The sequence below is a fragment of the Pontiella agarivorans genome (assembly GCF_034531395.1).
Classification (GTDB): Bacteria; Verrucomicrobiota; Kiritimatiellia; order Kiritimatiellales; family Pontiellaceae; genus Pontiella; species Pontiella agarivorans.
On the sequence record NZ_JARVCO010000012.1, the window covers coordinates 408,153 to 422,113 of the forward strand.

The window sequence follows — 13,961 nt, forward strand, 5'->3', positions numbered from 1 at the left end:
TTGAGGGGTTTACAAGCTTATACATCAGGTCTTTAACAGCTTGATGACGCGATAGAGCTCTGTGACCCCCCAGGCTTGAGCGCCGCAGCCGCGTTGGGTATGCGGATGGTTTCCGTCGATCACCTCCGGGCTCTGGCGCAGGCAGCCGTGGTTCAGCACGTCGGAGGAGCTGCCCAGAATGGACTGGGCGGTCTTGCGGGCGTCGTCGCCATAGACCATCACCAGTGCTTCGGCATAGGACGGGAAGGGCCAGGTCCAGGCGGTGCCGTTGTGATAGGCCGGTTTTCGGCGGGTATCTTCGTCACCGGAATAATGTCCCCAGTACGGACGTTGCGGATCATTCAGTAGATGACCGTCGTTATACACGGGGCAGGGATGTTGCACCGGCCGGTCCGCCAGACTGCGAATCGCGCCGGGGATCAGCAACTGTTCGCATGCTTCAATAATATGTTTGCAGAGATCGGAATCCGTCACGGCCCCGAGGGTAACCGCCAGCAGCTGGTTGGAGCGCAGGGCATCATCCTGTTCTGCATCAAAGGCACTTTCGCCCGGTTCGGCGGAGAGGCAGTCGGCCAGATAGGTGAAATCATCGGCTTCGATCAAAAACAGTTCCGAAATGGATTTTTCCACCAGCAGGGCCAGATTGTTCCAATTCTTGGATTTTTCCAGTTTTGCCAGCATATTCAGGGCATATTTCCACATGGCTTGAATTTCGATCGGATAGCCCGTGCGCGGGGTGCCGGCCGGGTAGTTGGTATCCATCCAGGTATAGTGCGACGGACTGAAAATCAGGCCCGATCGGGCATCAAACTGAATGCCGTTTTCGGTGCCTTTCATCAGGCCGTTCGCCAGCGCAATCAGCACCTCTTTCACCGAGCGGCCGTCCCCGCAGTCGGTCTTCAGCAGTTTTTTATTCCCCTGCGCCTGCATCAGTTCATCGCAGGCGACAAAGAGCCAGAGCGGGGCATCGGAGGTTTCGCGGTTGTTGTCGTCGTTGCCGCGGATCATGTTCGGGATGGTACCGCCCTTTTCATACTTGGCGAACTGCAGCAGGATATTCTGCGCCTCTTCCAGGAAGCCGGCGGCAATGATGCCGCGCAGGCAGATCAGCGTATCGCGGCCCCAGTCGAGGAACCAGGGATAGCCGGCAATCACGGTCTGGAAGTCATCCCGCTTCACAATAAACTGTTTCATAGCGAGCTTCATCGAATCCTCGATGGAGATCGTTTCCTGTTTCACCGCCAGCGTCGGTTTTCCAAAGGTTGGAACCTTGTTGATCGATGCGGTCAGTTCTGCCGTCTGTTTGCCTTTGAGGTCGATCCGGAAATAGCCCGGGCTCCAGAGATCACCCTCGCCGTCAATGCCGCGCTCGCGGTCGACGGGATGCTGAATCATGTAATACCACTCCTCCTCGGGATGGAATTCGCCCTTTTTCAGTTCCAGTTTCAGGCGGCGGTCGTGGGCCGGAGCAAATTCAAAACCGTTTTCCAGCGGCTGGACGGCACCGGGCCAGTTTTTTTCCGGGCCGTACATGGCCTTGGTGACTTCGTGGTTGTTGCGGTCTTCAATATCCGGCCGCAGGATCAGGGTGACCGGCAGCCGGTCCGCGAGGTGTTCCGGATCGCCGCCGGCGGGTTCGCGCACGAAGCTCAGTTTGACGGCATTGGTATCCGGATGCAGTTGCAGGGCGGCCTTGAGCGGGATCAGTTTCCCTTCCCCGACCGGGACTGCAAAGTCCCAGATCACCGTGCCGTCGTCGGCCACGGAAAAGCGTTTCTGACAGTCGAGAGTCAGTTCGTTGGAATAATCGCGGAAGACCACCCACGCACGGCAGCGTGAGAACATGGTATGCCGGTCCACCGGCACTTCCGGGTCGAGGTTAGCGATGAGCAGACCGTCGTATTTGCTGCGCAGTTCGCCCCAGGCGACGCGCACCTGCGACAGCGCGCCGTGCTCGTTGGTACAGACGGCATAGCGGTCTTTATCGTGAATCGTCCCCGCTTTACAGGTCGTGATCACTTTTGCATTTTTTTCAGCGCAGAGTTGCAAGAGGGGTGCATGGATCTTCTGAATCTGATCTTCAAAGACGGTCAGCTTCAGCTTCAAGGCGGTATGCTGCTCCGGCATTTCCAGGGCTTGGAAAAGGGCAAAAGTTCCGCCGTCCGGCTGCGTCAGCGATTTTTCATGCGCCAGCGTTTTCCCATTTTTATCTTTGATCTCGGCAATGAAACCGACCGGCGCTTTGACCAGCAGAAAATGATCCGGCGGCAGCATGACGGTGCGATGCTGGTCGCGCGGCCACTGCCAGGTGGTGACAATCGGTTTCCCGCCCGCCAGCTCTTCGCAGAATGTTTTGGGGTTTTCAATGAACTCAGCGGAGTTCGGCGGGAAGGAAGCCTGCGGCACATAAGTGGTGCCGCCCGATTTCAGCGAACTTTCTGTTAATAGAACGAATACATCCATAATTTTGGCTTTCAGCAATTGCTGTTCCGCCGCCCTGGTTCCTGTATAGGGGAGGTGGAGTATTTGGGAAACATCGTCCATCCAGGTTGGATTATCCGTCAGGCAGAGCACCTGGCCGGGTTGTAGCACAAAAGAGGATCCGTTGTGGGTCACCGCAGCGGCAGACATCAGGTCGGCTTTAAATGCGCTTAAATCATGCTGCCATTCCACGAAACCGTTACCTTCATGATTCAGATTGGCCAGAACCAGCAGACGGTGTTCGCCGGTGACGTCGGTGCGCAGAACGGCTGCGGAGTTGTGATAGTTTTTGGTGATCATTTCCACCTTTCCGCCGGAATGGAATGACGGGTGGGTTTCCATGATGGCGTGGATGCGGCGTATCCAGTCGATCATGTTCGGTTCCGCACCCCAGTTCAGCGAATGGGCGTTGTGCACATTGATCTGCGTATCCGCGTACCATTCAACCCCGTTGGCAAAACCGAACGCGCCGTTGTGGGCAGTCAGCGCGCAGAAAGCCGCACGAAGCCGTGCAAAGGTATGCGAGACGGCGGCGAGGCGGGCATTGTCGTGTGTTTCCGCAAAGTGGATCAGGTTGCCTTTGCTCTCCGACACGCGGATCGATTCCGGCAGATAGCCGTCGACCTGCCCCTGGTCATAGTTCTGAAAGATTTCAGAATAGGCCCAGTTCATGCCGGAGTCGGCCAGCAGATGTTCGGTCACATGTTTATGGCCGCCGAGTCCTTCGAGCATGAAGATGGTGTCGGGATACTCCATGCGGACCTTGGCAATGATGTACTGCCAGGCTTCGAATGGAACCATATAGCCCGCGTCGCAGCGGTAGCCGTCAACGCCCTTGCGGCACCAGAAAAGAAAAACCTCGGCGAGCTCTTTCCAAAGTGCGCGGTGTTCGTGGTTGAGCTCTACCAGGTCGGCCCAGACATCGCCCCAGGCACCGGGCGATTTAAATTTGCCGTTTTCCTTCCGCTCAAACCAGTCGGGATGGTTGATCTGCAGCCATGAGCCCCAGCCGGTGTGGTTGATCGGCATGTCCATATAGAGCCGAGCCTTGCGTTTGTGCACTTCGTCGACAAGTTCTTCAAACTGCTCAAGCGGGGTGGTTTGTTTGTCAAATTCGGCGTGGACCGGATCGACGTCAAACAGGTCGAGCGGTGCAAAGGCACTGCCGAATCGGCCCATGCGGCCATACGTTGTCGGGGTGGGGTGAACGGGGAGCAACTGCACAATTTTGCAGCGCAGCGTACCGACAATAAAATCGAGTTCGTGGATCAGATCGCGGAACTTTCCAGCCTTTGGAATAACCGTATAGCCCGCCTGATCCAGCTGGTGGATGGCATGTTCATCGCGCGAGTCGATGGCCCCTTTATATTTGGCTTCGCCGAACTGGCGGACAAAGGCGGTGTACATTGTGTTGCCGGCGCAGGTTTCGGCGGGTTCCACTTTCAGCACCGAGTTGCCGCCGTCGGGCCAGCAGATCTTTTTGGTTCCGGTTTCAATAAAGTAGGCCTTGGCTTCAAACCGTCCGACGCCGAGCAGGGGCAGGGTGAGAGTGAACCGGTTTTCGCCTTCGGCCTTCATCGGGAAATCATGCCAGTCGCGCGAGAGCGGCGGAAGCCCCTGCTCGGCGTGCATGATGATCTCGGTGTGGCGAGTGTGAGCATGGCCGATGTTGGCACGCAGCCAGGCTTTGCCTTTTCTGCCCGTGTGGTTGGTGAGGGTGAACGTGACGGTGTCGCCGCGGAAGTGGATCGTGTGTTCACCCGGCGCGGGGTGTTGAATCAGATGGTCCATAAAAATCCCTGTTTTCAATTCGTTCCCGTCATTGGAAAAACTGAAGGTCTTATAGGCGGGAATGTATCCAATGTCTGGAAAAAAGGACGGGAGTTTTAGAGGGAATCGAGCTGGGCCCGGAATTCCGAATAGTGGAAAAGGCGGCGAAAGTTGCAGAGGCCGGAGAGGGCGCGGGAGTGAATGCGCAACCCGGTTTCTTCAAAAATGGACATGGGATTGAGTCCCCCGATGATAACGGCACCGGCCCGCTGCGGTCCGACGGGAACCCCGAAAATGGGCTGTCCGGGATGGCCGAGGCACAGCAGGCTGCCGAGTCCGGTTTCCTCCAGCCGGGCGGCAACGGCGTGCACGGTTTCTATACTTTCGGCCGGAAATTCGCGGAAACTTGCGCCGATGCGGCCGTTGCCGGTGGTTACTGCGCCGATGTAGTCGGCCATGCCGCTGCGGATGAACACTTCCAGGGGGTCGATGCTGGTGCCGTCGTAACTGATGATTTCCACAAAGCGGGTCGGATGGCTGTTTCTGAGTTCAAGCAGTCCGCCGAAACGTGAAACTGTGGGTACGCCGTGGCGCAGCAATACGCCGTTGAGGGTGATGGAGCAAACGGTTCCGATCCCGATCATCTCTTCGGGGATAACGGTGGTTCCGAATGTTTCGCCGGGTTCGAAAAGGGCCATCATTTTTCCCATGGCATACCCTTTGGCAAATACTCTGCCGATGAGGCGGCGGTGTTCGCGGGTGATGTCGGCCGGTCGCACCAGTGAAAGATTCAGCACTACATTGCCGGTGTATGTCGATGGATCAAAATCGGCGCGATAGGCCATGGTATCGATTTTTCCGGATAAAAAACCGATGTGTTCGAGTACCCGGGCTTCGTCGGCTTCGCGCATTCCGGCGGCGGTGATCCGGCGGCCGCGGCGACCGAGGTTTTCGGTCAGGCCGCGACGGTCGAGTTCCTGAAGGTAAAGACGGACGGTGCGATCGCTGATTTCCATCCCCCGGGCCACCAGAATATCGGTGATTCTCGCGCTGCCGAGCGGGCGTTCGCCGGCGCTGAGAACATCAAGAATAGCCAGTCGTTTGCGTTCACGTTTTTCCATAGGAGTCCTTTTGCGTTATGCGGCAAAAATGCCGAAAAAGTTTAATTAGATGAAGTCTAAATCGTAAAAATGGCGCTAATTATAAGATGCTGTGTATCTTGTCCGGTATTCATTTGCCGGGAAAGGATCATATTAACCAATGGAGAATGGATGTCATGATACACTGGCTCAAGAACAACGATGCACTGGGAACAACAAACCGGGGGGTACCGTGTGAATCGGGCCTCTGCACCCTCTGCCGGGCGGACTGTAAGGGGCGATGCGAAACCTGGAGTTCGTGTCTGGTCGGGCGCAAACTGCTTTATCCGCGGGATTATCCGTTGACGACGGCCGGATCGGCCCATGTGACTTCGGTGGGAGTCGGTTATCAGTCGCTTCGCATTCAGGGATATGCGTACGGTGCAAACGGACTTTCCGAAGGCCTGAGCCACGATCCCGACGATTGCGTGTTTCCGAATGTGAATGTCGAGACTGAGTTCGGCGGTGAAATTAAAACCCGATGTCGCGTTCCGATTATGACGGGAGCGCTGGGATCCACCTTTATTGCGGCGCATTACTGGGATTCGTTTGCGGTTGGCGCGGCCATTTGCGGTTTCCCGATTGTGGTGGGCGAAAACGTCGTGGGAGTGGACCGGGCTGCGACTCTGGAGAACGGGCGGATTACGTCGGCACCGGAGCTGGACCATCGGATCAAAATGTTCATGCGCTACTATGACGGCTTCGGTGCGATCATTGTTCAGATGAATGTGGAGGATACCCGCAACGGGGTTGCAGAATATCTGGCCGAGAAATACGGCGACAAGATTATTCTCGAATTGAAATGGGGACAGGGGGCGAAAAATATCGGTGGTGAAATCCAAGTGAAGTCGCTGGAATATGCGCAGTTCCTGAAAAACCGCGGGTATGTGGTGGATCCTGACCCGAATGACCCGACGGTGCAGGAAGCCTTCAAAAACCATGCCGTAACCGCCTTCGCCCGGCACAGCCGGCTCGGCAGCACCGATCTGGACACGCCGGCACAGGTGCAGGAAGACTTTATGAATTCGGTGGCCTATCTGCGCAAACTCGGCTTTAAGCGGATCTCGCTCAAAACCGGCGCATACGGCATGGAAGGGCTGGCCATGGCGATTCGTCTGGCGGCCGACTGTAATCTGGATCTGCTGACCATCGATGGTGCCGGCGGCGGAACCGGGATGAGTCCGTGGAATATGATGGACCATTGGGGGATTCCTTCACTGCCGCTACATGCCAAAGCCTATGAATACTGCCGTATGCTGGAGGAGCAGGGAGTGCACGTGCCGGATCTCTCCTTTGCCGGCGGTTTTGCGCGGGAAGATCATGTTTTTAAAGCACTGGCCCTCGGAGCTCCCTATGCAAAACTGGTCTGTATGGGGCGTGCACCGATGATTCCCGGTTTTCTGGGCAGCAATATTCAGGGGGTGTTCCAGCCGGAAAATCGTGAAAAACTGCATGGTCACTGGGAGGATCTGCCGGCCACCGTCAAAGCGGTTGGCACCTATCCGGAAGAGATCTTTGCCGGTTGGGAAGAGGTGAAGAAAAAGGTGGGAGCTGATGAAATGAAGCATATCCCGTTCGGAGCAGTGGCCATGTATGGTTATGCCGATAAACTGGCCTGCGGACTTCAGCAGTTTATGGCGGGATCCCGAAAATTTTCGCTTTCGGAAGTCGCCCGCGAAGATCTGATGGCCGCCAACCGGGAGACGGAGGCCGAAACCGGCATTCCTTATATGACCGATGCCCAGGCCCCGAAAGCGGAGCAGATTATTAAGGGGAATTTCTGAGGCGCTGTTGCGCTTAATCGGCGTTCAGGACTGTGGGGTTTATGCCTTGCAGTCCTTTTTTTATCCGGAATCTGTCGATTGTTCTTATGTTTTTTTGTTGATAAGCTGGCCGTCTTTAAGCATATACGACCGCTTTTCGGCAGGGGAAAATAAATGCGTATTGTGATTATCGGAGCAGGAAACGCAGGGCGTCAGCTGGCAAAACGGTTGTGCGACGAGAAGCATAGTGTCGTTATGATTGATCAGGATGCACGTGCGCTGGCCTCGGCCGAGGCGGGGCTGGATATCCTCACAGTCTGCGGGCCGGGCTCCAACCCGCGGGTGCTGGAAGAGGCGCAGGTGGGGAAATCGGATCTGCTGATTGCCGTGACGGATAACGACGAAATCAATATTCTCTCCTGCCTGTTCGGCCATGCCGCCGGGGTGCAGGGAAAAATTGCGCGGGTCACGAATCCCGATTTTCTCGATACCTCCTCCGGATATGACCTCAAAAAAATGGGCATCGACCTGGTGATCAACCAGAAACAGGAATGTGCGCGGGAAGTGTTCAATATGCTGCAGATGCCCGGCGCCCTCGAAGCCTTTGATCTGTTTGCCGGGAAAGTGATGGTCGCCGGTTTTGCCATTAATGCCATGAGCCCGCTGCTCGACCGTACGCCCGCTGAATGCGATCGGCTGGATCTGATCCAAAGCGTGCGCGTGATTGCGATTCGCCGCAATAATCAACTGGTGGTGCCGCATGGAAATACGGTTTTCATGCAGAATGACGTGGTCTATCTGGTGGGAAAACGTGCGGATATTGCCAATTTCTTCCAATGGGTGCAGCCCGATATCGAGCCCTTCGAAAAGGTCATTATCGCCGGTGGCGGAGATCTGGGCCTCATGCTTGCAAAATGTATTGAAAACGAGGTCGATACCGTGTTGCTGGAGCAGGATGAAGAGCGCGCCCGGTTCTGTTCAACGGAGTTGAATAAAACGCTGATTCTACGCGCTGATGCTTTGACTGAAAGTGCACTGGAAGAATCGGGGCTTCATGATAAAACCGCTTTTGTGGCGCTGACCGGTGACGACGAGGGCAACATCATGAACTGCCTCATGGCGCAGAAGCAGGGGGCTTCTTTTACCGCCACACAGATTACCCGCACCGATTTTATTCCGGTGGTGGAATCGCTCTATCTGGTGAACCGGGTGGTCAGTCCCTACATTTCCACGGCCAATGCGATCCTGCATTGGCTGCGCTCCAAAAAGGTCCGCGCCGCCTCGCTGTTGCACAATCTGCCCGGCGAATTGCTTGATGTGGTTGTTGCGGCAAACCATAAAGTCGACGGTATGCAGATCAAGGATATCAAAATTCCGTCGACGGCCATTATCGCCACCGTAATGCGCGAAGGCGAAGTGGTTACTGCAACCGGCGATCTGCAGTTGCAGGCGGAAGACCGGGTGCTGATTTTCTGCCATCCCGATGCCGTGAAGAAGATTCAGTCGATTTTCCTTTAAGCTATGAATAAGCGCGCAGTATTTCATCTGGTTTCGTACATGACGCTGGTCATCGGTGTGGCGATGATCCTGTGTGCAGGAATTTCGTTGGCCTATCAGGAACCGCTGGACGTCCAGCTTGACCTGATCTATTCCGGTGTCATCGCCATTGTCTGTGCCTCTGTTGTGGGATTTTTCACCCGCGGCGAAATCAATTTATCGCGGCGCGACGGCTTCGGCATTGTGACCTTCGGCTGGATTTCCGCCACGATTTTCGGATCGCTGCCCTACATCTTTTCCGATGTGATTCATCATCCGGTTGCGGCCATGTTTGAAACGATGTCCGGCTTCACCACCACCGGAGCCTCGGTGCTGAGCAATCTGGAGGAGATTCCGCGCGGCATCCATTTCTGGCGTGCGCTGACGCACTGGTTCGGCGGCATGGGGGTACTGGTGCTCTGCGTGGCGATTCTGCCGTTCCTCGGTGTCGGCGGCATGCAGATCTACCGTGCCGAAATGCCGGGCCCCTCGAAAGACCGCCTCACGCCGCGCATCGCCACCACCGCCAAACTGCTCTGGGGTGTTTATGCCCTGATGACGGTCGTGGAAGCTGCACTGCTCAAATTTGCCGGCGGAATGGACTGGTTCGATGCCTTCTGCCACGCCTTCGGCACCATGGCCACCGGCGGTTTCTCCACGCGTTCGGCCAGTGTCGGGGCCTATGATTCGGCAGTCATCGACACCATTATTACGATTTTCATGTTTCTGGCCGGGGTCAACTTTTCGCTGCACTACCACGCGCTTACCGGCAAACCGAAACGCTATTTCCAGGATCCGGAATTTCGCTTCTACACGTTTTTCCTGCTCGGATCGGTGCTGTTTCTGACCTTTAATATCTGGTCGCACGGCTGGGCGGATGGATCGTTCACGCGCTGCTTCCGCGATTCCGCCTTCACGGCCACGTCCGTCATCACAACAACCGGTTTCGGCACGGCTGATTTTGACCTCTGGCCGAATGCCAGCCGGCTGCTGCTGGTGGTGATGATGTTTATGGGCGGTTGCGCCGGATCGACCGGCGGCGGTATGAAAATTGTCCGCGTTTTCATCATGTTCAAAAAAATGCTGCGCGAATTGAAACTGTTCATGCGGCCTTCGGCGGTCATTCAGATGAAGCTGGGCGGAAAACCGGTAGAGCAGGAAATTATCTCCCACATTGCGGCCTTCTTCGCGATTTTTGTTTTTATCTTTGCTCTCGGATCCATTGTTATGACCTTTTTTACGCCGGACCTCGTGACGGCCTGTACTTCGGTGGTGGCCACGCTGGGCAATATCGGCCCCGGTCTGAATGCCGTCGGTGTCACGCAGAACTTTGCTGACATTCCGCCGCTCGGTCAGGCCATCCTGACCTTCTTCATGCTGCTCGGCCGTCTCGAGTTCTACACGGTGCTCATTCTGTTTCTGCCCAGCTACTGGAAAAAGTAAGCCGGCTTTTTGGGGATCAGCAAGTCGCCCGCCTGTAAGGGAATATTGCGGAACGACAGGCGGTTCGGGCCTTTCTTGACAATTCCTGAATACTTTATTACTTCACTCCTGTATTTGGATGGATAGATAAAGTCAGTCAAAGAAAGCAGGCGATGAAGATTCCTGAAATTATTTTCTGTAGTGCCGTATTCACGCTTGTTGCCACAGCGGGGTTCGCCGACGCTCCGGATTGGCAGAACAACTTTGACAACGTCGGATCATTTTATAACGGGGTTGCGGCCGCTGAAAAAGACGGCCGGTACGGGTTTGTCGACGAAAAGGGCCGCGAAATCATTCCGGTGGTCTATGAAAACCCGATGATGTTTTTCACCGACTTCATGCCGGCTCAAAAAGATGGAAAGTTCGGGCTCATTAATAAACGCAACGATGCGATGCTGCCTTTTGAATTCGATGAACTGGATATGCGGAACGTCCGGGCCATCCGCGTGAAAAAGGAAAATCGATGGGGCGTATTTGCAGGCGACGGTTCCGAGATTCTTCCGGTGGAATACGAAGCGGTCAAACCCGGCGCATTTGTCGGGGAGAATGACCGATATGCCGTCGTGGCCCGTGATTTTTATTGGGGCGTGGTCGACCGTTCCGGCGCATTTGTTGTTCCGCCGGAGTATGAAGAAATCGAGGCGTTCGATGCCAACGGGCTGGCGAGGGTGAAAAAGAACGGACGCTGGGGCATGGTCGATGAGCGGGGCCATGAAAAACTGCCGATGATTTATGCATCCATCAGCGGCTGGACCGGAAAATTCAATGTGGACGATCCGTTAAACACGGTACGAACGTTTTATCGGGTTTCACTGGGCCGCGGTCAGGCCGGTGCGGTCGATACGCAATTGAATAAAATCATTCCCGAAATCTATGCCGGCGTCGAACCGCTGAACGATCAGTATCTGCTGGTCTGCCTGCCGGTAACCGAACGCTTGGGATTGCTGCGCAACGAGGAGTTTAAATACGGCGTCTTTTCCTTTGCCGCAGGAAAGGTTTTTCTGGAGCCGCAGTTTCCGCGCGACAGTTTCGAAGTACAGGGTTCCTTCCTTTTTGTGCATGCGCCGGGTACGGCGGTTTACAGCGAAGCGGGTGAAATGATTATTCCGCCGCGGAAATACAGTCATATTAAGCTGGTGAAAAATCGTTTTTTCGAGGCCCGTGTTCCTCCGACCGACGGCGGCTGGGGCATGATTAATCTCTCCAATCCCGACCTGAGTGAAAAGATCGAAGAGGTGGTGCTGGATTCGAGGGGAACGGTTATCCATTCAACGAAGTCGGGGGTGAAAAACGCGGCGGAATATGAAGCCTATCTGGCACTGAAAAAGGAAGCGCGATGAGATGGTTAACCCATGTTGTGGTGATCCTTCCCCTGATGGCTCATGCGCAGACGACGGAGCAGCTGGTTTCGGATCTGATTGCAGATGCCCCGAACGGGTTTAACGCCGTAGCCGAAACTGATGTTTTCCAGGGGTTGGAAAACGGCGGCGAAATTCTGGGGTTTGACGGATGGGTCCGTAACGGTGAGGCGCGCTACATGGCGTCGGTCAAACTGGCGGAAATCGATGAGGCGGGCCGCCGGACGCTGCATGAAAAATTTCAGGCTTACCGCAACCGGTTTTCGAACCGGCTGGCCGGATGGGAAAGGGAATCGGCCAATACATTTTTCTATGGCTCGGATACCTTCACCAAAAAAGAGTCCGGCTCACAGACCCGGGTAATTCTTGCGCTCGAAAATGTGGATGGAACCGACATGGTGTGGTTGCGGGTTGAATACATCGGACCCGGTTCCGCGCCCATTGCCCGGCTGTCGCAGAAAACAGAAGAAACACCGAACCTGATTCAGGATGAAGCACCGGAAATTCCCGTGCTGAAAACAGAAAAAGGACAGCAGGCCCTGCTGGCGCTGCTGGATGAGGCCGATACGGAATTTCGGGATGTTCGTATTGCGACGGACGATCCGGAAATTTTCCATTTGCCGGAAACCGTGCTCAATCCGCCGGAGGAGGAACCCCGTCAGCTGCTGCGATCGACCGGGCCGATGCGGTATGAGCTGGAACTGTGGCTTGTTCCGAAATACGGCTTCGATTCCTATAATCTGCCGCAGGAGGAACTTGAAGACCTGCTCACTGAAAACGGGTGGGTGGTTGAACATAAAAACAGGCGCTGGACAGCCCGACCGGAAAACAGCCGGGCAAAACGGCTGGTGAAAAAAGCGTTTCGCGGGCGGGAATATCTGGTGCTCGAAATGGTGAAGGAAGCCTATCGTCCGCTGGTGGAAAAATATCCGCACCTGACCGATGTGGACTGCCTGTCGGGCGACTGCATCAACGGATACGCAAGCATTCGCTATCTCACTGACGATCCGGAATACCGCTACGAAGGATTTTTTAAAGAGGCCCGGCCGGACGGATTGGGCATGCAGTTTATGAGTTACAGTGATCCGACGGAAGATCCGCTGCCGGCGTATATCGGAAACTTCAAAAACGGAGAGCGCCACGGTCCGGGTATTTCCTATCAGTTTTCCGGCGGTGATGATCTGGCGATGATCCGCAAAGACGACCACTATTTTACTGCAAAGGATGAAGTGTTGCTACTGCCGCATCTGTATCAGGAATATGAAAACGGCGAACTGCTGATGGAATCCGAAAAATACTGGCTGCATCACCAGCCGCAGGACCGCGAAGCCGGCTTCCTGATCAAAACGCCGTTTGCCGTGTATTTCGGCAAACCGGTTTCCGGCGACTGCCAAAACGGGGAGGGGATGCTGGAACTTCCAGGCCTTGGAACCTTTTCCGGTTCCTTTGAAAACGGACGGGCGCAGGGCTACGGCGAGCTGACGCTGCCGAACGGCGAAATCAAGGCCTTTGTGCTCCATGACGGCGTGCCGGAATATATCCGCACACTGGCACTGCCGGAGGGTGTCTCGCGCATTGCCGCCGCAAAGCGCGGTGCATTCCAGCTGGCTGTTAATGACTGCCTGGAGGGCAACTGCCTGAACGGGGAGGGGGTGGCGCTGATGGGCTCGGCCGACCTGTTCAGTGTCGGACAATATGATTATGAAGGGATTTACCGCGGCGGATTTAAAAACGGTAAATTCCATGGGCAGGGAACCATGCTGCCGTTTGTGACGGATGAACAGACCACGCTGACGATTGCCGGCACGTTTGAAGACGGCATGCGGCAGGGACGTTTTGTGAAAACGCGCAACGGCGAGGAGGAAATTCAGTATTTCAAAGACGATGTGCGTTACACGGAAAGCGGGCAGCTTTTCAGTGACTATCTGGCCGAGGATCTGGAGCGGCGGCGGGCGGAATATAAAAAACTGCTGGCCGAAAAAATCGAGCAGGAAAAACGGCGGCTCGCTGCGGTGGCCCGGCGCAATGAGGAAATCCGGAAACGCAACGAAGCGCGCAAACGGGCGGCGAAGCGACGGAGGGCGCCGCGGCGGAATGTGCTCTATTCACAGACGTTTTCCGGCCGTTCACACCGTATTCCCGCCTACGGAAGTTTCGGGATTCTTGTAGAGGACCTGAGGGGGAAGGGCAGTCAGGAAATTGTGGTGGAATATATCGGCGGCTACGGCGGCGGTTTTGCGCATCAACGTTACCGCATGAGCGGAGGGGTACTTTCCGTATACATCGGCGATGAAAATCCGGATCCGGATAAACCCCGTTTGACCGATCCTGAACTGCTGAATAAATTCACCCCGTCCAACTACTACATCATCCACTGCTCAAAAGCGTCGCATTACCAGATCACGGCCTACAATTAACGGGCATCCGGTGGA

Annotated in this window: 7 protein-coding genes; 5 read left to right on the forward strand and 2 right to left on the reverse strand. The window is 55.5% G+C overall.

The features are described 5' to 3' along the window. Positions 1-24: 24 nt before the first annotated feature. Entirely contained in the window at positions 25-4,272 is a 4,248-nt protein-coding gene (locus tag P9H32_RS14795) for an amylo-alpha-1,6-glucosidase (RefSeq protein WP_322609687.1), read from the reverse strand. A gap of 95 nt (positions 4,273-4,367) precedes the next feature. After that, the gene (locus tag P9H32_RS14800; RefSeq protein WP_322609688.1) at positions 4,368-5,372 is read right to left on the reverse strand and encodes a DUF128 domain-containing protein; all 1,005 of its coding nucleotides are present in this window, start codon (positions 5,370-5,372) and stop codon (positions 4,368-4,370) included. A 155-nt stretch (positions 5,373-5,527) separates the two neighbouring features. Here P9H32_RS14800 and P9H32_RS14805 point away from each other — a divergent pair, with 155 nt between their 5' ends. The 5 genes from P9H32_RS14805 to P9H32_RS14825 all read left to right on the forward strand — a co-directional run bounded on the left by P9H32_RS14805 (position 5,528) and on the right by P9H32_RS14825 (position 13,946). Beyond that, complete coding sequence (locus tag P9H32_RS14805; protein WP_348534503.1) at positions 5,528-7,174, forward strand: glutamate synthase-related protein; 1,647 nt, start codon at positions 5,528-5,530, stop codon at positions 7,172-7,174. A 153-nt stretch (positions 7,175-7,327) separates the two neighbouring features. Beyond that, positions 7,328-8,671 (forward strand): Trk system potassium transporter TrkA, encoded by a 1,344-nt coding sequence (trkA, locus tag P9H32_RS14810; RefSeq protein WP_322609690.1) that lies wholly within the window; start codon positions 7,328-7,330, stop codon positions 8,669-8,671. Between the two features lie 3 nt (positions 8,672-8,674). Further along, positions 8,675-10,132, forward strand: a complete 1,458-nt coding sequence (locus P9H32_RS14815; RefSeq protein WP_322609691.1) for a TrkH family potassium uptake protein — start codon at positions 8,675-8,677, stop codon at positions 10,130-10,132. Positions 10,133-10,284: 152 nt separating this feature from the next. Continuing rightward, positions 10,285-11,511, forward strand: coding sequence for a WG repeat-containing protein (locus P9H32_RS14820; RefSeq protein ID WP_322609692.1), 1,227 nt, complete (start codon positions 10,285-10,287; stop codon positions 11,509-11,511). After that, on the forward strand, positions 11,508-13,946 hold the full coding sequence (locus tag P9H32_RS14825; RefSeq protein ID WP_322609693.1) for a hypothetical protein: 2,439 nt from the start codon (positions 11,508-11,510) through the stop codon (positions 13,944-13,946). The genes P9H32_RS14820 and P9H32_RS14825 overlap by 4 nt, the downstream gene beginning before the upstream one ends. Positions 13,947-13,961: the final 15 nt, after the last annotated feature.

Excerpts from the sequence above, each read along its gene's own strand:
- P9H32_RS14795 (WP_322609687.1), bottom strand. The coding sequence starts at position 4,272 with ATGGACCATCTGATTCAACACCCCGCGCCGGGTGAACACACGATCCAC.
- P9H32_RS14800 (WP_322609688.1), bottom strand. The coding sequence starts at position 5,372 with ATGGAAAAACGTGAACGCAAACGACTGGCTATTCTTGATGTTCTCAGC.
- P9H32_RS14805 (WP_348534503.1), top strand. The coding sequence starts at position 5,528 with ATGATACACTGGCTCAAGAACAACGATGCACTGGGAACAACAAACCGG.
- trkA (WP_322609690.1), top strand. The coding sequence starts at position 7,328 with ATGCGTATTGTGATTATCGGAGCAGGAAACGCAGGGCGTCAGCTGGCA.
- P9H32_RS14815 (WP_322609691.1), top strand. The coding sequence starts at position 8,675 with ATGAATAAGCGCGCAGTATTTCATCTGGTTTCGTACATGACGCTGGTC.
- P9H32_RS14820 (WP_322609692.1), top strand. The coding sequence starts at position 10,285 with ATGAAGATTCCTGAAATTATTTTCTGTAGTGCCGTATTCACGCTTGTT.
- P9H32_RS14825 (WP_322609693.1), top strand. The coding sequence starts at position 11,508 with ATGAGATGGTTAACCCATGTTGTGGTGATCCTTCCCCTGATGGCTCAT.